The following is a 24,236-nucleotide window of genomic DNA, read 5'->3' as shown; positions in this document are numbered from 1 at the left end:
TCCCCCTCTCCAGTTCACCGCGTCTTTTTCACCCTGCCCCCTCCCATGTCCTATCGCCTAACTATCCACAAAATCGACCAAAGCTGCCTGTTTGACCTTACCTGGGGCCAGGGGCAGCGATTAACGGTGACTGTGCCGTTTCCTCCGGCGTTGCTGGGGTTGTATGGCGCGTGGCAGCGGGCCTACCTGGGCTACTACAAGCACGGTATGCGGGGCCGAGTGGGAGTGGCAGGGCAGGTAATGGCGGTGGAGGTGGATTGGCACAGTCAGCTTAAGCAGGCCGAGGCGCGGCTGTTGTCGGAGTTTCACACTTGGTTGAAGGACGGCAAGCTCTACGACCTGCGGGCCGAGTTGGCGGCGGCTTCCCAAACGGCGGAGCGCAACGGCACCCCCTTGGAGCTATTCATCGCCTGCGACCCCATAGACATTGCCCGTCTGCCCTGGGAAACCTGGGAATTGGGCCAGCAGGTGCAGATTGTGCGCTCGCCGCCGAATATTCGGGCCACGACGGTGAATCGCCAGTCCTTTCGGCGGGGCAAGGCGCGGGTGTTGGCCATCCTGGGCGACGAAACCGGGCTGAATTTTACGGGCGAACGCAACGCCCTCAATGCCCAAAATCGGCTGCTAGAGATTCACTACCTGGGCTGGCAACCGGGGGAAGATACTACCGCCCTCAAGCAGCGCATTGGCCGCACCATTGCCGATCCTCGCGGTTGGGATGTGTTGTTTTTTGCCGGACACAGCAACGAATCGGCCCTGCTGGATGGCCAGGTGGCCATTGCGCCCAACACCGCCCTTTCCATCAAGGAACTGGCCCCCGCCCTGCAAGCCGCTCAGCGCCACGGGCTTCAGTTTGCCCTGTTTAACTCGTGCAGCGGGTTGGATATCGCTCAGGCGTTGATTAGCTTGGGGCTGAGCCAGGTGGCGATTATGCGGGAGCCGATTCATAACCAGGTGGCCCAAACCTTTTTGGTGCAGTTGTTGCAGCACCTCACCCAGTTCGACGATGTGCAGGAGGCCCTGCGTCAGGCCAGTGATTACCTCAAGGTGAAGCAGGAACTCACCTATCCCTCGGCTTACCTGGTGCCGTCGCTGTTTCGCCACCCCGACTCGGTGCCCTACCGGATTCAGCCCGTGGGCTGGCGTTCCCTGATCCGTCGCTGGCAACCCACCGCCTACGAGGCCGTCACCGTTGCGACCCTCTGCCTAGTTAGCCTGGTGCCTGCCGTCCAGGATTGGCTGCTGGATCAGCGGGTGCTGGCCCAGGCCATCTACCGAGATCGCACAGGGCAAGTGGCCGCCGATTCGCCCTCGCCGATTGTGCTGGTGCAGATCGACCCCGAAACCTTTACCCGCCTGGGCATCGACAACCCCAGACCCATCAACCGCGCCCTGTTGGCCAACCTGATTACTGAACTGAGTAATCGTCAGGCCGCTGTGATTGGCCTCGACTACATCCTCGACTTACCCCAAACCGACCACGATCCCGCCCTCAACCAAGCCCTGAGCCGCGCCCTGGATCAGCAAACCTGGCCCGTGCTGATTAGCAGCCGCAACCGCGACTTTTCCTGGACAACCCCCTACCCCACCGTGATCGACCCTGACCGAATTTTGCAGGGCAACGCCTTTATTCCCTTTCGCCATGTGCTGCCCCGCGAGGCCCATCCCGACGCCAAAACCCCCTTTAGCTACCAGTTGGCCACCGCCTGGACACTTCACCAGAGAGCCAAACAAGGCGATTCAAATGTGCCTCGCCCCAGCCTCAGCGGCCCTGCCCTAGAAGCCCAAGTGCAAGCTTACCAGCGCGAGACTTCCCTGGGCCTATCTCCGTGGGCCGAGGTGCATCCCCTCACCCAACTCTCCACCCGCTGGGGCCAACACTGGCTGCAACCGCTAATCGACTTTTCCATTCCCCCCTCCCAGGTCTACCGCACGGTGCCCGCTTGGCAGCTTTTGGAAGACCCGGAAACGGCCCTGTTGCCCCTCTCCCGCCTCGACAACACCCTGGTGATGATCGTGCCGGGTTACTACGATGCCGCAGGCATTGGCCGCGAGGGCGACGACAACTTTCCCCAGCCCGCCGCCATTGGCTACTGGCGCGACCGCACCGGACAACGCCTGCTCGACTTCACGGGCGGCGAAACCCATGCCTACATCACCCACCACCTACTCCACAATCGCCTGGTGATTCCCATCCCCGACCTGTGGCTGGTGCTGGCGGCGGCGGCGGTGGGCAAAGCGCTCACCCTGTACCTTCGCCAACGTTCCCCCAAACGGATGACCCTAGCGGCCTGCTTGGTGATGGCCACCCTGGGCTATGGAGTGTTGGCGTTGCAGGTGTATCTGTCGGCGGCGGTGCTGTTGCCCTGGCTGCTGCCCACGCTCACAGTTTGGCTGTACAGTTTACCCAAGCTTAAGGAGGCCCCCGATGAACAAAGCTAGATGGATGATGGCGGCTATCGGTAGTGTGGCGGTGGTGGCCACTCTGTCCTCGTTCACCCCCGCATCCTCCGAAACGCTCAGCCCTTGGCTAAGTTGGGGTCGCCTTCGCACTCTGGCCAGCGGTGGCCCGTTGCAAGACACCAACCGTGGCCGCGATGGCGGATCGCGGGGCAGTGGCGTTTGCCTGGTTAGCCCTGGCGATGGCGAGATGGTTTGGACGCTAGAACCGCTGCTGATCCTCCAGGGCGACCTCAAAAGTACGGCTTTCTATATTTCAGATGACGAGGAACCCTTTTGGACAACGCCGTTGACGCCGGATGAAACCTTTGTCGCCATCCAGCCCTACAACGGCGATCCTCTCGAACCGGGCACCACCTACGAGCAGCAAGTCGAGACCTTTGCCCTGGATGGCCGTGTAGTCTCTAGCCGCCGATTTCCTTTGCAGATCATGCCGGAGGGCGAGGAGCGCGACCAAATTGCCACCGATTTAGCCCACCTCGAAGCGAATCTAGCCCACAACGATCTGGATACAGAAGCCATCGCCCTAGCCAAGGCCGAATTCTTTTTGGATCGCAACCTGAATGCCGATGCCCTAGGCTGGTTGTTCTCGGTAGACGACCCCTCCAGGGTTTTGGCCATGATGCGTCAGGCCGTGGTTGAGGCGATTTGTGCCCAAGATATGTTCAGGGATGGATAATCCCAAACCTGAATAAGTGGTGATGGCTCAGAAGTAAGTCCCTACGACCGCAATCAACCCCCTTCGTAAGGACTTACTCCTATGCAACGCCTCAGCACCATCGGCCTTTTTCTTGCCACCCTAGTCATTTCAACCGCTGCCCCGTTGTCGGTACGCCATACCGCCCACAGCATGCCAACCCTTTCCCTTGCCCATGCGGTGGCCTCTGCGCCCCTGTTGCAAGTCCAAGACCGCCTTGGCCCCCACAAACAGGTGGTGGAGTTTGACCAAGGCAACCGCTTTGCCTCCACCCATACCTTCAACGGCACCGCCGGACAATCGGTGAGCATCACCCTAGACAGCGATGACTTCGACCCCGTGTTGATCCTGATTAATGCCAAGGGCGAATCCATCGCCTCCAACGACGACATCAGCCCCACCAACACCAACTCCCGCATCGACATCACCCTCCCCGGCACCGAACAATACCTGCTGCTGGTGACATCCTTCGAGTTTGAAGGCCAGGGATCCTACCGTCTGGCGGTGCTGCCCCAGTAGGGATTCCACCTCCCGGATGGCCTGACCCATTCCTAAAGTAGAACCCATCCCTAACGTAGGTTGAGTGCAGCGGATCAGACCCCAACACCCGCCAGAGTGGCTGGGCTGGTTGGGGTCTGCTATTGCGCTACCTCACCTACAAAAAATCTGGCCCTACTCGCATCGCTATACTGAAAGCACCCGCACTCGCACCCTTGCCATGACGCTTGCCCAGCCCTCCGCTACTTCCGTGATCGCCCCTAACGATCCGTCCCAGACGGCGGCATCCCCGGCTGAGCAAGCGGTGGTGTTTCCCCCTGGCGACCTCTATAGCGACGAACCCCCCTTGGAAACCGAACTTCATTTGCGCCAAATTCTGCTGTTAATTCAGTGTTTAGATTGGCTCTGGCGCGACCGCCAAGATTACTACGCCTTTGGCAACCTCACCATTTACTACAGCCCTAAGCAGCGCAAGTCGGAGGACTTCCGAGGGCCGGACTTCTTTGTGGTGCTGGGTACCGAGCGTCGTCCTCGCAAGAGTTGGGTGGTGTGGGAAGAGGAGGGCAAGTACCCCCATGTGATTATCGAGCTGCTGTCGGACTCCACTGCCCAGACCGACCGGGGCTTGAAAAAGCAGCTTTACCAAGACACCTTCCGCACCCCCGACTATTTTTGGTTCGACCCCCATAGTTTGGAGTTTGAGGGATTTCATTTAGTTGATGGCACCTATCGTCCGCTGGAGGCCAATGATCGGGGCTGGCGCTGGAGTGAGCAACTGGGGCTGTACCTGGGCATTCACAACAACCAACTGCGCTTTTTTACCCCAGAGGGCAACCTGGTGCCCAGTCCAGAGGAATCTGCTAAGGCCGAACGGCAGCGGAGTGAAAGGCTAGCCGCCAAGCTCCGGGAGTTAGGGATTGACCCTGATGAGATTGCCTAGGACGATCTAAACGCAACAAGCCGTAATTGCTCTCTGGATCACCTGGCTATTGAGGCTGTAGAGGGATCCGACACGACCAGTATCTCAGCGGCCCTAATTCAGTAGAACCCGCAAGGGTAAAATCAGGGTTTATGGGGTTGTATGCCTATAGTCTGACAGAGGGACACTGGAAAAAGCCGCAGTTCAACAATTCGCTGACCTATGAAGTTGCCGTTGCCTCAGGTTTGGCCCAATGCCCAGCGGCAGAAGTGGCCCCGAGTGCCCCTGCTGTGGGTGCTGGTGGTACCTTTTGTGGTGCAGGTGGCAGGGGCAGTGGGGGTGGCGGTTTACCTGTCTCAGCGCAGCGCCCGACAGGATCTAGAGCAGGTCGCTGAGCAGCTCCGTGAACAGACTGCCCAGCGCATTCACGCGGATCTAGATTTGCGGTTGCAGCGGCACCATCGTGCCCTAAAAGCCACCTACCAGCTCCTTCAGCAAAGCCAGTGGCCTGTGGAGAACGAAGCTCAACTGCGCCAGATTTTGTGGCGACAAATGCAGCTTGCGCCCACCCTGCCCCCCGTGACCCTAGGGCTAGAATCGGGGCTAGAGCTAGGCTACGGCAAGTTAACCAGCCCCATATCCCTGGCCCAAGCAGAGCAACTCACAGGGCGATCTCTGTTGCCCAACACGCCTTTTTTAATTCATCGCAACCCCCTCCATCTCAGCGAACGTTATTTTTCTTTGGTGGATGATCGGGGCCTACCGCAAGAAGTGGCCTACACCCAATCTTTACCCCTCAGCGAATTAACCTGGTATCGGGCGGCGCAGTCCCTCCCCCGTCAGGCTTGGTCGCCGATTTTTTCGACCCACACCACATCCCAGCTTTCCATCAATGCCCTGCTGCCCTTGCGGGATGACCAGGGGCAATTTGAGGGAGTCTTAAATTCGTTTCTGCTGTTGGCGGATATTAGCAAGTTTCTAGCTGAGCTAGAGTTTTCGCCGACAGGGCAGGCGTTTATTTGGGAGCGGTCTGGGGCGCTAGTCGCTAGTTCTGCTCCAGACCCACCCTATAGCCGCGATGCACAAGGCACCATTCAGCGCCTCTATGCCCAGGAGAGCGACGATCCCCACCTGCGAGCCGTTGCCCAACACCTGCTCCAGGGGAATGCGACCTTCGATCACCTGCCTCGCCACAGCCATGCAACCCTGCAAGTCAACCGCGATGTGCTGTATGTGGATGCGCAAACTTACCGAGATTCCTATGGCCTAGACTGGGTACTAGTACTGATATTGCCCAATGCAGACTTGATGGCCAATGTGCAGGCCAATCAGCGGAGTTTATGGCTTCTGTGGGGGGGGACGCTGCTCGCATCGACGGGGCTAGGTTGGCTAACCGCACGGTTGATTATGGCCCCGCTACGGCAAATTGCCCAGGCCAGCCAAGGGTTGGCGGAGGGATTGCCCCAGGTCTTGACCGAGCCCACCGCCATTGCCGAACTGGCCCATCTGACGGACACGTTTAATCGGATGGCGCAGACGATTCAAACCAGTCAGGCCGACCTCAACCAGTCCCTCGCCCATTTGCAAACCAGCGAGAGTCGTTTTCGGAAGCTTCTCCAGTCGGATGTGGTGGGGCTGCTGCTGACCGATCTAGAGGGCAGCATTTTGGAGGCTAACGATTATTTTTTAACCCTGGTGGGCTATGACCGCCAAGCCCTAGAAGCAGGAGCCCTGCGCTGGGATGCCCTCACCCCGCCGGAGTATGCCGAACAGGATCGACGACTGGCGGTAGAACTGGCGCAGCAGGGCTGGATTAGCGCCTTTGAGAAGGAGTACTTCCATCGGGAAGGCCATCGGATTCCTATCCTGATTGGGGGCGTGATGGTCAACGAACGCGAAACCCTCTGCTTGGCGGTGGATATTCGTGATCGGAAGCGGGCGGAACGCGCCCTTAAGGAGAGCCGCGCCTTTTTACAGCACATCACCGATGCCTCGCCCAATATTTTGTATGTCTACGGCATCAAGGAACGCCGCAACCTCTACGTGAGCGGGGCCGTGCAGGACATTCTCGGCTACAGCATCGAAGACGTACTGGCCATGGGGGCTGACTTTTTCTCTCGGCTGTTGCCCCCTGATCAGTTAGCACGGCTGATCGATGACTATGCCCACCTGAATGACCTCGCCGACGGTGAAACTCGCAGCAATGAACTACGGATTTGTGATGCCCAGGGCGAACCTCGCTGGGTGTTCAACCGCTATACCGTCTTCAGCCGCGACGCCGATGGCCGGGTGGCTTCTATCCTTGGGTCGGTGCAGGATATCACGGTCTTGAAGCAGTCTGAGGCAGAAACCCAACAGCTCAAGGATCGCCTAGAGTTTATCTTGGCCACTAACCCCGCCGCTATTTTCGCCTGTAGCATGGACTACACCATCACCTTCATCAGCCAAAATATTGAGGGCATGGTGGGCTATTCCCCAGCAGAAATCGTTGGCTGGGAAGGCTTTTGGGCCATTCACATCCACCCCGACGATGCCGAACGGGTGACGGAGGAACTGGCGGTCTTTTTCCAGCAGGGGCACTCGGTGCATGAGTATCGCTGGCGACACCGCAACGGCCAATACCGCTGGATGCGCAATGAACTGAGCCTGGTGCGCGATGCCCAGGGCCAGCCCCAGGAAATTGTGGGCTACTGCATTGAAATCAGCGACCGCAAACAGGCCGAGATCCAGCTTCAGCAGACCAACGAAGACCTCCGGCGAGCCACTCGCCTCAAGGACGAATTCCTAGCGGCCATGAGTCACGAACTACGGACGCCCCTCACCGCTATTTTGGGAATGACCGAAGGGCTGCTGGAGGAGGTGTTTGGCCCCGTCAGCCCCCAGCAGGTTCAGGCGCTGGAAACGGTAGATCGCAGCGGATCCCACCTATTAGCGCTGATCAACGACATTTTGGACGTCTCCAAGCTGGAATCGGGACAGATGACCCTCGACCTGACCATTCCCGTCGATATGGTGGCCCTCTGCACCGCCAGCCTCGCCTTTGTGCAGCCCCAGGCCCAAGCCAAGGCCATCCACCTCTCCACCCAGTTGCCCGCTGCCCTGCCCCGCATGACTGTGGATGAACGGCGCATTCGGCAGGTGTTAATTAACCTGCTCAGCAATGCAGTCAAATTCACGCCCGAAGGGGGATCGATAACCCTCACGATGGCGGTACAGCCCCGTGAGGGTCAACCCTCGGAGGGGCAGGCCACCCAGGAAAGCGACCCCCCAGCCTACCTGTGTCTCTCGGTCAGCGATACGGGCATCGGCATTGCAGAAGCGGATCAAGCACGGGTGTTTGATCCCTTTATCCAGTTGGATAGTGCCCTCAACCGTAGGTACGAAGGCACCGGGCTAGGCTTGGGTCTAGTGAAGCGCTTGGTAGAGCTGCATGGGGGCCACATTGTCCTCACCAGCGCCCTAGGGAAAGGCAGTTGCTTCACGGTCTACCTACCCTATGCGGTTGCCGCCGACCTCGCTTCGGCTAGCCCTACTCACCCGGAGACGAGGCCGCCAGCGTCTCCTTTAATTTGGCTGATAACGGCGGATGCTGTTTTGCCGAGCAGCCTGTCTAGCTATCTCCGGGGTAAGGGCTACCGAGTAGAGGTGATCTCCGAAGCAGACCTGTTGGCCACGCCCCAAAATCTTCCTCCAGCCCTGGTGATGGTAGATACCCAAGCCACCGATGGCGTAGTGCTGATCCAGACCCTCACCCAAACCCTAGGTCAACTCTTCAGCCACACCCGATCCGCAGATGAGGGGGATATCATTCCCATTGTGGCCCTGCTTGGCCCCCAGGCTAGCCCCGAAGAGGCCAACCGCTACCTCGCTGCTGGAGCCCAGGCGACTCTTCCACGCCCCCTGCGGCTGAGGGATGTGGGGCATCTGGTGCAGCATTTGGTACGGGAGCGGGCCTCCTTGACGTAATACGAAATCCCGGTCGTCTATCCCCGATTAAAAAATCAGTTCCGCTCAGGCTGATCTGGTCGTTGGCATCGCCTCCTCAACGAGGAAAGCCTTGATTGATATAGGAGATTTTCTATTCGGATTCCGTATAGCCCAGGGATGTGTGGATAGGCGCTAACTCAACCCCGTGATAAATGTTGCTCAACGGCAGGCGAGTATCAGTCAAGTTGAGCTCTACCACTGCTTCTAGTCCTTCGTAGATGGCCAGCTCCCACACATCGTCGGTGGCCCGGTAGAACTGCTCTACCTTGGGGTTGTGCTGATGGACAAACACGTATTCCTGAAGGTAGGGAATATGGCGACAGGCGCTAAAGTTGCCGCTCCGTTCCAGCATGGTGTCTGCGGTCGGTTCATAGCCCTCGGTGGGTTCAGACAGGATCTCAAATAGCAGGCAGGGATTGGTGAGGCGGTTGGCGTAGCCCTCATGGAAAAGCGGTTCCCCAGCAATCACTGTCAGATCAGGATAGATTCCCCAGTTTCCCTCCGGCACCCACACCTGCACACCCCTGGGCAACACCTCATAAAAACTGTCGCGACAACTGGCCTCCAGCAAGCCCATCAGGTTACGCAGGATGCGGGCGTAGTAGATCGAATTGTGGTGCAGGGCAGAGGATAGGTAGGCCACAGCACAGTACCTCAAGGTAGGGGGCAACGGGGGTATCTCTTTCCCTAGCTTAGGAGATTTCTTGTCAGAAACCGCGCATCCCACGGTGCATCCAATCCTGGATTGAGGAGCGCATCAAAACGTTCTGCCAAAGAACTTTGTATCGAAGATGCTATGCAAAGGCAAGTTGTCCGGGGTTTAGTAATTTTTATTACCATTCTCTGCCCCTTGTATCCGGTATGAAGATCGCCACCTGGAACCTAGAGCGAGCCCAGCCCTCCACGCCCCAAGCCCAAGCCCAACGGCACTGGATAGACCACACCGACGCTGACCTGTGGATTTTTACCGAAACCCATCCCGAATTCACCCTCGCAGGCTATCGGTCGGTGATCAGTGATCGGGTTGAAGCCGGGGCAAACGGGTGCCGTGACGAGACCCACTGGATACACCTTGCGGTGCGGGAGCATGATCTACGGTCGGTATTGCCCCTTATGACCGCTGACCCAGAGCGCACCGCCTGCGCCCTAATTGACCTAGACAGCGGGGGCCAATGCCTAGTCTATGGCACCGTGCTGCCCTGGCTGGGGAGTTCGTGGCGGGGCTATTCTGGCAAAGCGGGCGAGTCCTTTTTGGCGGCGCTAGCAGTTCAACAGGCCGACTGGCAGCGGCTGCGGCAACGCTACCCCAATACCCTGCTAATCGTAGCTGGAGACTTTAACCAGGATCTCAATGTGCTGCCCTACTATGGATCGCGGCGCACCAAGCAAGCCCTACGCCAAGCCCTCCTAGAAGCCGACCTGGAATGTCTCACCTTTGGCGATAACGACCCGGTGCGGCGGCTGATTAACGGCCAGCATTCCAATATCGACCACATTTGCATGACGGACGACCCCCAGCTTGAGATTCAGCGCACCTTTGCGTGGCCAGAGGGGCTGGAGGAACTGCGGGGGCTTTCCGACCACTTTGGGGTGGGGATCGAGATTACCTGTCGCGGACTTTCGGGCTAGGATAACGAGGCGTGGAATGGAGGACTATACCCATGTTTCTAGACGAACTTTCGCCCTTTGTGCAAGAACTGATGCGCCATCCGGCGGCGTTTTTAGGCGGCGTGGCCTCTGGCCTCCTGCGGCTCAACCTCGCCGAAGACCCGGTACAGGACTGGCTGCGTCGCCAAGGAGCCAGCCCCGCCCCTAGCGCCAATCACCAAAACGGCAGCGGCCCCCAAACCATCACCATTGATTAACTCAGATAATCCTGGTTCCTAACCCCGCCAACCCAACGGGCGAGGCTTTCTGCCCGGTTAGATACCTCGCCCGTTAGATACCGTGACAACACGGGTCGAGTCTCTGCTGAAAACTGTTTGCGCTAAAAACCGTTTGTTGTCCTTGGAGATACCGCCCCAGCCGCGTAGACAATTGGTATTCCCCAAATCCTGCCTAGATTTCACCATATTCCTGCAAAAACCGGAGAAAATCGGCTATGGCTGATCGGGTTTCTTCGCTGGGGTTGAATAAATACCGTATTTGTAGAACGATCCATCGATTTTGGATTCGAGCTCGGCTAGCCGCTCGTTCTGCTTCCTGATTTCTTCGGTTTTCCTCTCGTATGCTTCGTTGCTCTTCCTCAGCTCGATCTTCCTCAGCTCGCGCTGCTTCCTCAGCTCTTCGTTGATCTTCCTCAGCTCTTCGTTGTGCTTCTTCAGCCAGGCGGTTTGTTTCTCGATTTCGACGGTTCCACTCAACGCCGAAACTAGCCAGTGTAGCCAGGAGGGCTGCCACAGTGAGTCGGTTGCTCCAGAGTCGGGGGTTGTCGATGAATCCGAGGATGAGGAAGTCTTGGGCGTCATAGAACCGAAGGAAAGCAACGGCAATGGCAAGCACGGTCACAAGGGTGTTGGGAATTAACCCCAGGAAGTTAACCCAAACTGAGCGACGGAATATCCCCATTGTAATCAGCGGCGACGGCCCTGGTGATGCGGCTATTTTAGGCGCTGGAAGGTAGAGTTGCTGCTCGGTTGAGGTGCTGGGAGGTTGCTAATGACCCAGTACCTCAACCTATCGCCCCATGACTTACGACCGTCCCACGTACTCCTGAAGGGATTTCACCTCCAGGGGATGCTGTTGCAGGGAGTGGATGGCCGATGCGGTGGCGCTGGCCCCGGCGATGGTGGTGATGATCGGCACCTTGTAGGCGAGGGCGGTGCGGCGGATGGAGCGGTCGTCCTCTAGGGCGGTGCTACCTGCGGGGGTGTTGATGATCAGTTGAATCTCGCCGTTTTTGATGGCGTCTTCGATGTTAGGACGGCCTTCGTGAACCTTGAGAATGCGTTCTACAGTTAGCCCTTCGTCCATCAGGGCTTTGCGGGTGCCACTGGTGGCAATCAGCTTCAGGCCCATCTCGGCCATTTCCTTCGCCACAGGAATCACCGCTGCTTTGTCGCGGTCGTTCATGGAAATGAAGACCGTGCCAGTGAGGGGCAGCTTTTGGTTGGCCCCCAGTTCCGCCTTGGCGAAGGCTTTACCGAAGTCGGCGTCAATGCCCATGACTTCCCCGGTGGAGCGCATTTCTGGCCCCAGCAGAGCGTCGGTGCCGACGAATTTGTCGAAGGGCAGGACGGCTTCCTTGACCGCAATGTGGCTAGGGATGACCTCGGTGGTAAAGCCCAGTTCTGCCAGGGTTTTGCCGGACATCACCCGCACCGCCAGTTTGGCTAGGGGATGGCCGATGGCCTTGGAGACAAAGGGCACCGTGCGGGAGGCGCGGGGGTTGGCCTCAATGATGTAGACCTGATCGCCCTTGACCGCAAACTGGATGTTCATCAGGCCGATGACGTTGAGGCGCTTGGCCAGTTTGGTCGTCCAGTCGCGGATGGTGGCGAGGGCTTCGGGGGGCAGGGTCATGGTGGGCAGGGAACAGGCCGAGTCGCCGGAGTGGATGCCCGCCTGCTCGATGTGCTCCATGATGCCGCCGATGACGACTTGGCCCGTGTGGTCGGCGATGGCGTCTACGTCGACCTCGATGGCGTTTTCCAAGAACTTGTCGATCAGGATGGGGTGATCCGGCTCGACGAGGACGGCGTAGGTCATGTAGCGTTCGAGGTCTTCGTCGGAGTAGACGATTTCCATCGCCCGCCCGCCGAGGACGTAGCTGGGCCGTACCACCACGGGGTAGTCAATCTGCTGAGCCACCTTCAGCGCATCCTGATAGCTGCGGGCCATGCCGTTGGGGGGCTGCTTGATGTCGAGTTCTCGCAGGATGGCCTCGAAGCGCTCCCGGTCTTCGGCGGTGTCGATAGAATCCGGCGAAGTACCCCAAATTTTGGTTGTTGTCGTGGGCAGAGAAGCCAGGTATTGCTGGAGGGGAACCGCCAGTTTTAGGGGCGTTTGGCCACCGAACTGGATGATGATGCCCACGGGATTTTCGGCCTCAATAATATTGAGCACGTCCTCTTTGGTGAGCGGCTCAAAATAGAGGCGGTCGCTGGTGTCGTAGTCCGTGGAAACGGTCTCCGGGTTGGAGTTGACCATGATGGTCTCGTAGCCGTCATCCCGCAACGCAAAGGAGGCGTGGCAGCAGCAGTAGTCAAACTCGATGCCCTGGCCAATGCGGTTGGGGCCACCGCCAAGGATCATCACCTTGGGGCGGTCGCTGGGCAGCACCTCGGTTTCGTCTTCGTAGGTGGAGTAGTAGTAGGGGGTGAAGGCTTCAAACTCGGCGGCGCAGGTGTCCACGGTTTTGTAGACGGGAATAATGCCCAAGCCCTTGCGATACTGGCGTACCTCGTCTTCGGTGGTTTGGGTGGCGTAGGCAATCTGGCGGTCGCTAAAGCCCTGGCGTTTGATCGCCCGCATTTGGTCGGCGCTGAGACTCGTTAAAGCGGTGCGCTTGAGGAATTTCTCGGTTTTCAGTAGCCCTTCCAGTTGCCGCAAAAACCAGGGGTCGATGCCCGTCAGTTCGTAGATTTCATCCACCGTCAGACCCAACTGCATGGCGTGGCGCAGTTCAAACACCCGCTCTGGGTTGGGCACCCGCAGCTTGGGCCGAATTTCGTTGAGGCTAGGCAGTTTTTCGGCCATGTCGCAGCCCCAGCCCGCTCGGCCAATTTCCAAAGACCGCAGCGCCTTTTGGAAGGATTCCTGGAAGGTGCGGCCAATGGCCATGGCCTCACCCACGGACTTCATCTGAGTCGTCAGGGTGTTGGAGGTGCCGGGGAATTTCTCGAAGGCAAAGCGGGGAATCTTCGTCACCACGTAGTCAATCGTCGGCTCGAAGCTGGCCGGGGTTTTCTTCGTGATGTCGTTGGAGATTTCGTTTAGCGTGTAGCCCACCGCCAGCTTGGCCGCAAACTTGGCAATGGGGAAGCCCGTCGCCTTAGAGGCCAGGGCCGAACTGCGCGACACGCGAGGGTTCATCTCAATCACGATCACCTCGCCCGTGTTGGGGTTGACCGAAAACTGAATGTTCGATCCGCCCGTTTCCACGCCGATCTCGCGGATGATCTTAATCGAGGCATCCCGTAGGCGCTGGTATTCCTTGTCCGTCAACGTCTGGGCCGGGGCCACGGTAATCGAATCCCCCGTGTGGACGCCCATGGGGTCAAAGTTTTCGATGGAGCAGATAATCACCACGTTATCCGCCAGGTCGCGCATCACCTCTAGCTCGTATTCCTTCCAGCCCAGCAGGGATTGCTCGATCAAAATCTGGGACACCGGGCTGGCGTCCAACCCCGAACGGGCAATGGTTTCAAATTCCTCCTGGTTGTAGGCAATGCCGCCCCCGGTGCCGCCCATGGTGAACGCAGGCCGAATAATCAGCGGGAAACTGCCGATTTGCTTAGCAATCTGGTGCGCTTCATCCATGGTTTCCGCCAAACCAGAGGGGCATACCCCCACCCCAATCCGCTCCATGGCTTCTTTAAACAGCTTGCGATCCTCCGCCATCTCAATGGCTTCCAGCTTCGCCCCAATCAGTTCCACCCCGTAGCGCTCTAGCACCCCGTTCTTGGAGAGCGCCACGGCAATGTTCAGCGCCGTCTGTCCGCCCATGGTCGGCAGCATTACGTCGGGCCGCTCCCGCTCAATCACCCGCTCCACAATTTCCGGCGTCAGCGGCTCGATGTAGGTGCGATCCGCCGTTTCCGGGTCGGTCATAATCGTGGCCGGGTTGGAGTTGATCAACACCACCTCATAGCCCTCCTCCCGCAAGGCTTTGCAGGCTTGGGTGCCGGAGTAGTCAAACTCGCAGGCTTGGCCAATCACAATGGGGCCAGAGCCAATCAGCAGAATTTTTTTGATGTCGTCGCGGCGAGGCATAAGCAGGAGGGGTGGTGAGAAAATCCAACCTATTCTAAGGGCTAACGGCGGAATCCGATTGCTCATCTTGAAACCGTCAGGGCCGATGGAGAGGGCCAAGGAGCGGAATGTCACCGTTCCTTAAATTTAAGCAAAACTACCTAAAACTTCCATAAGCCATAACGTGTCGCCGCGATTGTCCCACGCATCCCAGCCCTATCCCCTCATTCTGTCGCCCAGGCCCGACGAGCTAGAACGATTTAAGGTATTGATTCAGTTTTCTCCTGGCGTCGCCACCCAACTTCAACAGTTTGTAAAGCCTCCGAGATAACCCGCTGCTTCTCCAGAGGGATGGGTATCCTAAGCACAAGTGCGCTACACCTTCGCCATGTCTGGTCTCAGCCGTCTTCAGCTTGCCAACGCTCTCAACCGTCTCGCCACTCCCGACTTTGAGAAACTACTCTTTGCCATCTGGCCCCCATCTGGGTTGGTTCCTGGCCCCAGCGCCCCCCAGGCCAGTCGAGTGATGGCACTGCTGGAATGGGTCGAAAGCCCGACAGGCCGAGGGTTAGAGGAAATTTCGGCACTGCTGGAGGATCTAGATACCCTACCGGAACCTCCTCCGCTTCCAGCCCCCACCGACCCCACCCCCCTAGAGCTAGGGCCAAACCCCTACCAAGGCCTCCGCGCCTTTGAGGAGGAAGACCAAGACCGCTTCTTTGGCCGCGACCAACTGGTGGAAGACCTGCGCCAACGCTTTGAAAAACGCTACGCCGACCCACACACCATTCGGGTGCTGCCCATCTATGGCCCATCGGGATCCGGCAAATCCTCCCTCGCCAGGGCCGGACTGATTCCCGCCCTCCGCAAACACCCCCTCCCCGGCAAAGATAGCCCCCACATCCTCACCCTCAAACCGGGCAACCATCCCCTGGAAGTGCTCGCCACCGCCCTGGCCCGCCTTGCCACCCCAGGCGACCTCTCCATCGCTAAAATCCGCGAATTTCAGGACGAACTGCTGCGTTCCGACAGCAAACAAGCCTTCGATGGCCTCCGCTTCATCGCCGACCGCCTGCTCGAAAACAGCCCTAAAGCCTACCTGATTCTTCTAATCGACCAATTCGAGGAAATCTACACCCTCTGCGAAGACGCCCAGGAACGCCACGCCTTTATCTGCAACCTGCGCGGTGCCGCCATCGACCCCAGCCAGCGCGTCGCCGTTATCCTCACCATGCGTAGCGACTTTTTGAGCGCCACCCAACAGCATCCCCAATTTAACCAACTCTTCGCCGATCCCGGTCGCCTCATCCCCGTGATGCAGCCCGCAGAACTGGAACAAGCCATCACCCAACCCGCCAAACTGGCCCTCGCCAAACTCGACCGCAATACGAGAGATCGCGTCAATCTGCTCCTGAATAAATCCCTGGTGCAAATCCTCGTTAAAGATGCCATGGGCCAAGAGGGAGCCTTGCCCCTGCTGCAATTTTTGCTGACCCAAATTTGGGAAGAAATGCGCCAAGGCATCGAACCCATCGAAACCTACAACCGTGTAGGCGGCATCGGCGGTGCCCTCGCCAATGAAGCCAAAAAAATCTACGAAAACCTCTCAGAAGCCGACCAAAAGATCGCCCGATCCATCTTCCTGCGCCTAATCAAAGTCAACGACGACAAAACCGCGACCCGCCGCCGTGTTCCTCTCTCAGAACTGGCTACTAAAGACCAAGATGCGGCTCAAGTTAAAGCCATTATTGACCAGTTTACCCGCCCTGGTGTATGGATTTTAATCACCTTTGCCAACGAAGAACAAATTGAAATGGTAGAAGTCGCCCATGAGGCCCTTATCCACAACTGGTCTGAATTGCGGGACTGGCTTGCTGACCAATGGGAACTTCTACGCAAACGCGACAAAATTGAACAGGCTGCTCAAGAGTGGGAAAATCATCAGAGAGACAATGAGTATTTATTGCAGGGTAAAGCCTTGTATAATGCGAGATTCTTTGTCTCATTAGACCATGAAACCTTTGAAGCCAAAATCTCAAAAAACACCTGCGATTTCATCCAAAAATCTTCTGATTTTCAAAGAAATAGAATAGCTAAAAATATTTTGGCAATATCAATATTTCCAATTTTAGGTTCTTTGTTAGTCACTCATTTTTTCGTCCTGAAAATCGCCCACTCAGTTCTTTTTCTGGACGATTCATGCACTCAAAATCCACAAGCAGTTTTCCTTCTGCGTTACTTACTCCTCTCTGGACAACGAGGGAATCTGGATGAAGTCAAATTATGCAATGAGAATCTTCTTGGAATTAGTCTACATGATTCATTTGCATGGAGAGGTGATTTTAGGCGAGCTGTTATGGCAAATTCCAGCTTTAGAAATGCATATCTAGACGAGGCAGATTTTCAAGGCACTGATCTCATGAATGCTGATTTTCACAATGCCTCTCTAAAGAATGCCAACTTAAAAAATAGTTATTTCTTTATGGCCAATCTAGAAAATAGTATAGGTTTAACAGAAGATCAGTTGAATGAATCATTTATCTGTAAAACTCGATTGCCTAGCAATATGGAATTGGATCCAGACAGAGATTGCGAACTCATACGAAAGATCATGCTTGAAGGCGGCATATTCTACGAATATGAACGCACAACACAGCATTGATGAATTGAGATATTGCCTATTCTAGGCACATACTGTGGTTGATTAAGCGAATTTCGTGTAACAGCTTAAATCAACTAAAAGGCTTATATCCACATGGGTAATCAAGTCCAAGATTCTCACATTCCGGTAGACTTAGTGGTCTGCCAGGCAAAGATCTTAAACCATTATTGGCAAAAGAATCAATGCTATTGTTAGCTAAGTATTTTTTTATTTCTCCTAGTGCCTTTGAAGCAAGTTCAGGAACTTCCTCTGAGCTACTTTCTAGACCTGAGACCAGAACTCCAATGGCTAATTTTTCACAGCGAGACATCTGCAATAGACTTTGTGCTGCAAAAATATGTTGTTTCTGAATCTTGCTGGCATCGATTTTTTTTGAATTTCCAGAACCCGTTGTAGGCAATTTAGCGAGTATCTCTTGAAGTTTGAGTACAACATCAGCTTGGAAAGATCGGGAAACAAAGAATTCAGGCTTAATCTCTAATTCGACTTCTTCAATAAGTTCATTTTTAATAAACTCATCCTTCAGCATTTTATCAATCTTGATTCTGATCTCGTCCAAATGCTTCTGAAGTTTTGGGAATTCGCTGCTCATGGTGGTGCTCCGGGTAGGTAATGAGGGTAAACGTTGGGGGTCTGATTGGAAATCTGACTGAGACGCACAGGGTTCACAACAAGCGTCTTTGGGGGCTTTAGGGAATTTAGGAACAGAATTGATCGCTTTTTCTGTATCCACCAGCCCGTAGCCCGTGGCCAAATCTGGGCCTGCCCTGGCGGCGGCTCCGCTGCTGGAGGGATTGCTGTAGCCCTCGGCGACATCAATGGCGGTGTCTCGCAGGATGGCTTTAATTTGGGCGGGGGAAAGGTCGCGGTTAAGTTGTTTCAGTAGGGCGCAAACTCCGGCGACTTGGGGGGCAGCGGCGGAGGTACCGCTGAACGCCGCCCAGCCATCGGACACCTTAGTGCCATCGTTGAGGGCGGAGAGGCGACGGTCGATTTCACAGCCCGGAGGGATGGGCAGCATCAGGTAGCTGCCGTAGGGCAGTTTGCCCACCAGGCCGCACACATCCGGCACATTGCGTTTCGGATACATGGGGCTGACAAAGCTGCTGGCGTAGTTGCTGGCCTCTAGGGTGCCCTTGAGGGGGCCGCTGATGTAGCGATAGACGCCACCCGCCGAGATCACATCGGGGTGTTGGCCGGGGAAGCCGTATTGGCCGTTGCCAGCGGAAAACACCACCGTAATGCCGCGCCGCACCGCATCGGCAATCACCGCCCCCATGACGCGGTTGTAAGGGGAAATGATCCGCCGCCGTTGGTCGGAACCCCAGCTACAGGAGATGATATCGGGCCGCAGTTCAATGGCTTTGCGGAGGGCACTGACGGCATTGACGTGCTTAGATGCGCCAGAAATCGCCACATCGGCCTTTACCATGGTGAGTTCGATGTCGGGGGCGATGGCCAGCAGGTTGGCGGATTCTCCGGTGCCGTGGCCAAGGCCATCGGTGTCGCTGTTTGTAGAACCGGGGGCGAGGACGACCTTGACGTTGTAGTTGTGCTTGGCGAAGTAGGGATGGGCATACCAGCCGCTATCCACCATCACTACCTTGATGCCCTTGCCCGTGATGCCTTGCCGATGGGCGGGTTGGGCGTTGAGTCCTTCGGCCACGCCATCGGGCACGGTTAGGTAGTCTTCGGCGGTGAGGGGCGGGGTGGGTGAGGGGGTATCGCACCCAAAATAATAGAGCGGTTCGCTGAGGGCAACGCCATCCAGCAATTGGCTAAAGGGGGTGCAGGAGACATCCACTTCGCCAAAGGGTTTGGTGTCGGCGGCGTTGATGAAGGTGGAGGTGGTGGCTTGGCCCAGTTCTTTGATCACGGGCCGATCCACCGCCTGAAGCTGGGTAGAGAGGGCGCGTTCGTAGATGACTGGGGGAGCCGCTACGGTGATAGAAATACTGCCGATGTCGATAACGTCAAACCCGGCGGAGCGCAATTCTTGGGCAGCGGCTTGCACCGTGTCAGCGCTGGCCAAAAATTGATCCACCGTCTCGCTGGTGACGGCCTCTGGGCTGTCTAGCAACGACGCGCCACTGGCAGAACGCACCACGGCTTCGGCAAAGACGCGGTCGGGTAGGGTAGGCAAACTCGGTGTGCTCATACGTGCCCCTGACGGCAGCGGATACACAAGATCGTGAGTCCAGATCTTCAGTACCTCTTCCCAGTAAAGAGGACATTTTTTACCGCCGGAACATTCTTCAGGAAAACTTCTCCTTTCCTGGCGTGTGAGTCCCTGGACGTCATCATTTGTTACAGGCTGTCTGGCCCCTGCCCCCCCACTCGTAACTCAGGAGTCTGGGACGGTGGGCAGTGGGTTCAGTGGATCTTCTAGGGCGGGCGTTGGTTCCGGGGGGGCTAGGGGCACATCTTCCACGGTGGGCAAGGGTTCGGGGGTTAGCTTGACGGGTTGGGTGCTGCCCCCAAGGCGCTTGAGGAGTTTGGGGGTGGCGTCATGGAGCAGGTAAATGAGGCGATCCCCCACTTTCCAGGCATCTTGGCCGAGGGCGATCTGGAGGGCACCGTCCCGCTCCACCAGCAGAGGGATCATCTCGCCGCCGCGCACCAGGGCTGACAGGTGAGCCTGTTGCAGTTCGGTGGCATCGGATCGCAGGCGGGTTTCCCCTAGGCGTACTTCCCCATCCGTGAGGTAGCGGTTCCACTTTTTCAACGAGAGGCTGGGGGTTTGGGCTTCCTTCAGCTTGCCCTGGTTGGGCACTTCCCCAAGGTCTTTATCCGTGGGCATAACGGCGATGACACGCGGGGGCTGAAATTCCTCTAGGGCACGCTGGGCCACCACGGCGTTGACTTCGCCGTTTTTGGTGATAGCCAGAAAGGTTCCGGCCTTGGCCAGCCCCGCCTGTTCTAGCACCCCATGATCGAGGGCGCTGCTAATGAGGAGGTCAAGCCCCTCCTTGGCGGCATCCTCTTGGGCGGCTTCGTTGGTGTCAATCAGCACCACGGGATCGCCGTAGTCCTTAATCAAGCGGGCAATCAGCACACTGAGGGGGTTGCAGCCCACAATCACCGCCCCCACCGCATTGGCCTTAGCAATGCCAAGCCCCTGGGCCACCCAGCGGGCCGTCAGCCCCTGCACCAGCACCGTCATAATAATGGTGAGAAAGACCAGGGCTTTAATGGCATCGCCGCCGCTAATGCCCTGTTCCGTCAGCAAAATCGCAAACAGGGACGCCACCGAAGCCGACACAATGCCGCGCGGGGCAATCCAGCTTAGAAACGCCTTTTGCCGCCAGTTCATGCCGCTGCCCTGGGTACACAGCCAAATACTCACGGGCCGCACCAGCAGCATTAGCACCAGCACCGTGCCCACCGCCCCCCAGCCCAGGGCCACCACACTGGCAATGGACAAATCCGCCGCCAGCAGGATGAACAACACCGACACCGCCAGCACCGTAAGCTGCCCCTTAAACCGCAGCAGCAGCCGTTCATCGGGTACCGAAAGGGAGCGCACCAGCAGGCCTGCCACCACCGTCGCCATCAGGCCCGATTCGCTGCGGACGCTTTGGGCCAGACCAAAAATGCCCCACAGCCCCGCCAGCACCACCAGGTTCCGCAGGTCATCGCTGACGAAACTGGCTTTCTTCAGAAACCAGCCGATCAACCCGCCGCCGATGGCCCCAATCACCGTGCCAATGCCCAGGCGCAGGGTGAGGCCACCCACCACCGACCCCACATCGGCATCGCCATTGAGGATGATCCCCAGCACCACCACGGCCAGCACCGCCCCCACTGGGTCGATCAACACCCCTTCCCCCTCCAGCAGGGTAGACACCTTGCGGTCTACCTGCACCTGGCGCAGCAGGGGCGTAATCACCGTGGGGCCAGTCACCACCACCAGCGAGGCATAGAGGAACGCCAACGACCAGGGAAATTCCCCCAGCCAGTGGGCCGCCACGCCGCCACCAATCAGGGTGACAAACACGCCAATGGTGACGAGGTTCCGCAAACTGCTAGACACCTGGCCCAGTTCGCTCAGCTCCAGGCTGAGGCCCCCCTCAAACAAAATCAGCGCCACACTCAGGGAGACCATCACCTCCAACCCCACCCCCAGGGATTGGGGATGAATCAGCCCCAGGCCATCTGGCCCTAGACCGATGCCAAAGATCAGCAAAAAGATGATGCTGGGCACCCGTGCGAACTCGCCCACCACCTGAGCCGTCACCCCGGCTAAAACCGTCAGCACCATTTGCAGCGTTAGCTCGAAGGCGTTGTCCATAGCTCTCTCTAGCGGTGAACCAGCCCAAGGGAATCTCCCTTGGACGGCCCGAAAATTCCTTGCAGCAAGTCCCGTCTAGGATAGCACTGGGCTTCCCAGCCCCTCTATTCCCCTGAATGATCCACCCAGAAGCCCAGGTATGCTAAGCAACCGGGCTTCTCCCAAGGATCTGTTCCTGCCCCTAAAAGTCTTCCCGTTCGCGGATGGCTTGGGTGACGCGCTCAACGACCTCAGAGACCGGAGTAGCCCCCAGTTCGCCCTGGGCACGGGTGCGGATACTGAGGGCGTTGGTTTTCACTTCCTTGGCCCCAATCACCGCCATGATCGGCACCTTGGCTTTTTCGGCGTTGCGTACCATCTTGCCGAGGCGATCCCCGCTGGCATCCACCACCACCCGCACCCCTTGGGCCAGGAATTGGTCGGCTACGGCCTGGGCAAAGCTGGCTTGCTCCTCGGTGACGGGCAGCAGCCGCATCTGTTCCGGGGCCAGCCACAGGGGGAAGTCTCCGGCGTATTCTTCGATCAAAATGCCGATCAGCCGTTCCAGAGAGCCAAAGGGGGCGCGGTGGATCATCACCGGACGCTGACGGGAGCCATCCTCAGCCACGTATTCCAGGTCGAAGCGTTCCGGCAGGTTGTAGTCCACCTGCACGGTGCCCAGTTGCCATTCCCGATCTAGGGCATCCCGCACGATGAAGTCGAGCTTGGGGCCGTAGAAGGCCGCTTCACCAATGCCCTCAAAGTGCTGCATTCCCAGGGTTTCCACGGCGCGGCGAATCGCGTTTTCGGCCTTGTTCCAGGCATCCTCGGAGCCGATATATTTGTCGGAGGCGGGATCCCGGAAGCTCAGCCGCGCCCGGAAAGACGTGTCTAACTTCAGCGCCCGCAGGGTGGACTGGATCAGATCTACCACCTTGAGAAATTCGTCGTCCAACTGGTCGGGGGTGACAAATAGGTGGGCGTCGTCCTGGGTAAAGCCCCGCACCCGCGTCAGGCCACCCAGCTCACCGGATTGCTCGTAGCGGTAGACGGTGCCAAATTCCGCCAAACGCAGGGGCAGTTCCCGATAGGAGCGCAGGGAAGACTTGTAGAGTTGTACGTGGAAGGGGCAGTTCATCGCCTTGAGGACAAAGCCCTCGTCCTCGTTTTCGCCCATCATCGGGAACAGGTCGTCCTTATACTTTTGCCAGTGGCCCGAGGTTTTGAACAAATCCACCCGGCCAATGTGGGGCGTTACCACGGGCAGATAGCCCCGCTTTACCTGCTCTTGCTTCAGAAAGTTTTCCAGGGTTTCCCGCAGCACCGTGCCCTTGGGGGTCCACAGGGGCAACCCCGGCCCCACATCATCGGCAAAAATAAACAGGCCCAGTTCTTTCCCCAGCTTGCGGTGATCCCGCCGTTTGGCTTCCTCCCGTCGCCGCTGGTATTCCTGGAGTTGTTCCGGGGTTTCCCAGGCGGTGCCGTAGATGCGCTGAAGTTGTGCCCGCTTCTCATCGCCGCGCCAGTAGGCCCCGGCCACGCTCTCCAAATCAAAGGCTTTGGGGTTGAGGTCAGCCGTGCTGACAACGTGCGGCCCCGCGCAGAGATCCCACCATTCCTCGCCCAGGTGGTACAGGGTAATGGGCTCCTGAAGGTCTTGCAAAATTTCCAGCTTGTAGGGTTCCCCCAGGGCTTCGATGCGCCGCTGGGCCTCCTCCCGTGTCACGGTTTCTTGAACCACGGGCAGCTTTTTGTTGATGATCTTGATCATCTCCTTCTTAATCGCCTTCAGATCCGCCTCGGTGAAGGGTTCCGGGCTGTCGAAGTCGTAGTAAAAGCCATAGTCGATCCAGGGGCCGATAGTGACTTGCGCCTTGGGAAAAAGCCGCTGCACCGCCATCGCCATCACATGGGAAAAGGTGTGACGGATCCGCTTCAGCGCCTCAGATTCGCTGGTGCGGGGCAGCACCATGGGCTGACTATCGGCAGAAACAGAGGGGGCGGAGGAAGCCATGGGTCAACGGGTTGAAAGACAAAAAGACTAGACCTAGTTTAGCGACTAATGTTGAGCGATTATCCTTCGGCCCGATGTTCTTGGGGCCAAAGTACGGATATCCCTGCCCCAAAACCGATTCGTTCGGCTCCATCGGGCCTGAAATGCGCTATCGTGAAGTTGTACGCCACTACCCCCTAGGCAAAGGGCAATTTAGTGAGTACAGTGTGAATGGAGCCACGAGTGAGCGATCCCGCTCCCCGTCCTTGCCCTAAGGCAGGATAGTCCAGGGAAAAAGTTTTCGTTATTCTAATAACGTTTGACTGTTTTCCATAGTCTTGTGTTATCCTGACTCCCTGAAGTGCAAAGTTAGTCTTAGCGCCAGTTTCAAGTCTGTGCGGGCTAGCGTTTCCACCGCAATATCGAAGAGCTTTTTTAACAGAAAATATGGTTGAACTAACTGCCGACGTAGCTGTCGTCCACCCCATGGTGAAATTTCAGCGACAAGTCGAGTCTTTGGTGAAAAAATCCAAAATGGTGAAGCCCAGCGACCCCATTTGGAAAATTGCTTTGCTGTTTGGCGACGATTGGGCCCATTGGAAGAAAGAACTCGAAGAGTTTGACTTTTCCACCCAAGATCCCATCGCCGACCTCCTAGCCGTCCAAACCTGGGAAGAAGATTAGTCTGCACGTCCAATGCTCACGCCGTCAGGGCGAAGATTCCGTCGGGTGCATAACGCTAAAGCGAGGCTATCGCCAACGCGCAGCAATGCACCATCAAGAAACTCAACCCCGACCGAAATCTAATCATCAATTAGCGTAGACACATTGCCAGAT

15 protein-coding genes are annotated in these 24,236 nt (G+C 57.4%); 9 read left to right on the top strand and 6 right to left on the bottom strand.

What is annotated here, in order from left to right; genetic code table 11:
• Positions 1-45 precede the first annotated feature (45 nt).
• The 5 genes from GFS31_RS08615 to GFS31_RS08595 all read left to right on the top strand — a co-directional run bounded on the left by GFS31_RS08615 (position 46) and on the right by GFS31_RS08595 (position 8,540).
• Positions 46-2,442, top strand: coding sequence for a CHASE2 domain-containing protein (locus tag GFS31_RS08615; RefSeq protein WP_198807769.1), 2,397 nt, complete (start codon positions 46-48; stop codon positions 2,440-2,442).
• Positions 2,429-3,139, top strand: a complete 711-nt coding sequence (locus GFS31_RS08610; protein ID WP_198807768.1) for a hypothetical protein — start codon at positions 2,429-2,431, stop codon at positions 3,137-3,139. Before GFS31_RS08615 ends, GFS31_RS08610 begins: the two co-directional genes overlap by 14 nt.
• An 81-nt stretch (positions 3,140-3,220) precedes the next feature.
• Positions 3,221-3,676, top strand: a complete 456-nt coding sequence (locus tag GFS31_RS08605; protein ID WP_198807767.1) for a PPC domain-containing protein — start codon at positions 3,221-3,223, stop codon at positions 3,674-3,676.
• Positions 3,677-3,875: 199 nt separating this feature from the next.
• The gene (locus GFS31_RS08600; protein WP_198807766.1) at positions 3,876-4,595 is read left to right on the top strand and encodes a Uma2 family endonuclease; all 720 of its coding nucleotides are present in this window, start codon (positions 3,876-3,878) and stop codon (positions 4,593-4,595) included.
• Positions 4,596-4,796: 201 nt separating this feature from the next.
• Entirely contained in the window at positions 4,797-8,540 is a 3,744-nt protein-coding gene (locus GFS31_RS08595; RefSeq protein ID WP_198807765.1) for a PAS domain S-box protein, read from the top strand.
• 112 nt (positions 8,541-8,652) lie between these two features.
• On the opposite strand, the gene GFS31_RS08590 is transcribed toward GFS31_RS08595, so the two are convergent.
• A complete protein-coding gene (locus tag GFS31_RS08590; protein ID WP_198807764.1) occupies positions 8,653-9,204 on the bottom strand; it encodes a Uma2 family endonuclease in 552 nt (183 codons plus the stop codon).
• A 218-nt stretch (positions 9,205-9,422) separates the two neighbouring features.
• On the opposite strand from GFS31_RS08590, the gene GFS31_RS08585 reads away from it, so the two are divergent.
• The gene (locus tag GFS31_RS08585) at positions 9,423-10,190 is read left to right on the top strand and encodes an endonuclease/exonuclease/phosphatase family protein (protein WP_198807763.1); all 768 of its coding nucleotides are present in this window, start codon (positions 9,423-9,425) and stop codon (positions 10,188-10,190) included.
• Positions 10,191-10,222: 32 nt separating this feature from the next.
• Entirely contained in the window at positions 10,223-10,426 is a 204-nt protein-coding gene (locus GFS31_RS08580; protein ID WP_198807762.1) for a hypothetical protein, read from the top strand.
• A 234-nt stretch (positions 10,427-10,660) separates the two neighbouring features.
• Here the strand turns inward: GFS31_RS08580 and GFS31_RS08575 are convergent, their stop codons facing one another.
• On the bottom strand, positions 10,661-11,029 hold the full coding sequence (locus GFS31_RS08575) for a hypothetical protein (RefSeq protein ID WP_198807761.1): 369 nt from the start codon (positions 11,027-11,029) through the stop codon (positions 10,661-10,663).
• Between the two features lie 223 nt (positions 11,030-11,252).
• On the bottom strand, positions 11,253-14,495 hold the full coding sequence (gene carB, locus GFS31_RS08570) for a carbamoyl-phosphate synthase large subunit (protein WP_198807760.1): 3,243 nt from the start codon (positions 14,493-14,495) through the stop codon (positions 11,253-11,255).
• Positions 14,496-14,862: 367 nt separating this feature from the next.
• Here carB and GFS31_RS08565 point away from each other — a divergent pair, with 367 nt between their 5' ends.
• On the top strand, positions 14,863-17,136 hold the full coding sequence (locus tag GFS31_RS08565) for a pentapeptide repeat-containing protein (protein WP_315865631.1): 2,274 nt from the start codon (positions 14,863-14,865) through the stop codon (positions 17,134-17,136).
• A gap of 70 nt (positions 17,137-17,206) precedes the next feature.
• Here the strand turns inward: GFS31_RS08565 and GFS31_RS08560 are convergent, their stop codons facing one another.
• From GFS31_RS08560 to thrS, 3 genes are all read right to left on the bottom strand, one after another.
• Positions 17,207-19,294 (bottom strand): S8 family serine peptidase, encoded by a 2,088-nt coding sequence (locus tag GFS31_RS08560; protein ID WP_198807758.1) that lies wholly within the window; start codon positions 19,292-19,294, stop codon positions 17,207-17,209.
• 186 nt (positions 19,295-19,480) lie between these two features.
• Positions 19,481-21,427, bottom strand: coding sequence for a cation:proton antiporter (locus tag GFS31_RS08555; RefSeq protein ID WP_198807757.1), 1,947 nt, complete (start codon positions 21,425-21,427; stop codon positions 19,481-19,483).
• A gap of 181 nt (positions 21,428-21,608) precedes the next feature.
• Positions 21,609-23,420 (bottom strand): threonine--tRNA ligase, encoded by a 1,812-nt coding sequence (gene thrS / locus GFS31_RS08550; RefSeq protein ID WP_198807756.1) that lies wholly within the window; start codon positions 23,418-23,420, stop codon positions 21,609-21,611.
• Between the two features lie 426 nt (positions 23,421-23,846).
• Between thrS and GFS31_RS08545 the strand changes: the two genes are divergently transcribed.
• Complete coding sequence (locus GFS31_RS08545; protein ID WP_225907625.1) at positions 23,847-24,083, top strand: DUF4327 family protein; 237 nt, start codon at positions 23,847-23,849, stop codon at positions 24,081-24,083.
• Positions 24,084-24,236: the final 153 nt, after the last annotated feature.

This window comes from Leptolyngbya sp. BL0902 (assembly GCF_016403105.1).
GTDB lineage: Bacteria > Cyanobacteriota > Cyanobacteriia > Phormidesmidales > Phormidesmidaceae > Nodosilinea.
The sequence above is the reverse complement of the archived record's forward strand: the minus strand, read 5'-3'. Positions and strand labels throughout refer to the sequence as shown.

Bases quoted from the DNA above. Each gene is read 5' to 3' on its own strand.
- GFS31_RS08565 (WP_315865631.1), top strand. From the start codon at position 14,863: ATGTCTGGTCTCAGCCGTCTTCAGCTTGCCAACGCTCTCAACCGTCTC.
- GFS31_RS08575 (WP_198807761.1), bottom strand. From the start codon at position 11,029: ATGACGCCCAAGACTTCCTCATCCTCGGATTCATCGACAACCCCCGAC.
- thrS (WP_198807756.1), bottom strand. From the start codon at position 23,420: ATGGCTTCCTCCGCCCCCTCTGTTTCTGCCGATAGTCAGCCCATGGTG.
- GFS31_RS08600 (WP_198807766.1), top strand. From the start codon at position 3,876: ATGACGCTTGCCCAGCCCTCCGCTACTTCCGTGATCGCCCCTAACGAT.
- GFS31_RS08585 (WP_198807763.1), top strand. From the start codon at position 9,423: ATGAAGATCGCCACCTGGAACCTAGAGCGAGCCCAGCCCTCCACGCCC.
- carB (WP_198807760.1), bottom strand. From the start codon at position 14,495: ATGCCTCGCCGCGACGACATCAAAAAAATTCTGCTGATTGGCTCTGGC.
- GFS31_RS08555 (WP_198807757.1), bottom strand. From the start codon at position 21,427: ATGGACAACGCCTTCGAGCTAACGCTGCAAATGGTGCTGACGGTTTTA.
- GFS31_RS08560 (WP_198807758.1), bottom strand. From the start codon at position 19,294: ATGAGCACACCGAGTTTGCCTACCCTACCCGACCGCGTCTTTGCCGAA.
- GFS31_RS08545 (WP_225907625.1), top strand. From the start codon at position 23,847: ATGGTTGAACTAACTGCCGACGTAGCTGTCGTCCACCCCATGGTGAAA.
- GFS31_RS08595 (WP_198807765.1), top strand. From the start codon at position 4,797: ATGAAGTTGCCGTTGCCTCAGGTTTGGCCCAATGCCCAGCGGCAGAAG.
- GFS31_RS08605 (WP_198807767.1), top strand. From the start codon at position 3,221: ATGCAACGCCTCAGCACCATCGGCCTTTTTCTTGCCACCCTAGTCATT.
- GFS31_RS08615 (WP_198807769.1), top strand. From the start codon at position 46: ATGTCCTATCGCCTAACTATCCACAAAATCGACCAAAGCTGCCTGTTT.
- GFS31_RS08580 (WP_198807762.1), top strand. From the start codon at position 10,223: ATGTTTCTAGACGAACTTTCGCCCTTTGTGCAAGAACTGATGCGCCAT.
- GFS31_RS08610 (WP_198807768.1), top strand. From the start codon at position 2,429: ATGAACAAAGCTAGATGGATGATGGCGGCTATCGGTAGTGTGGCGGTG.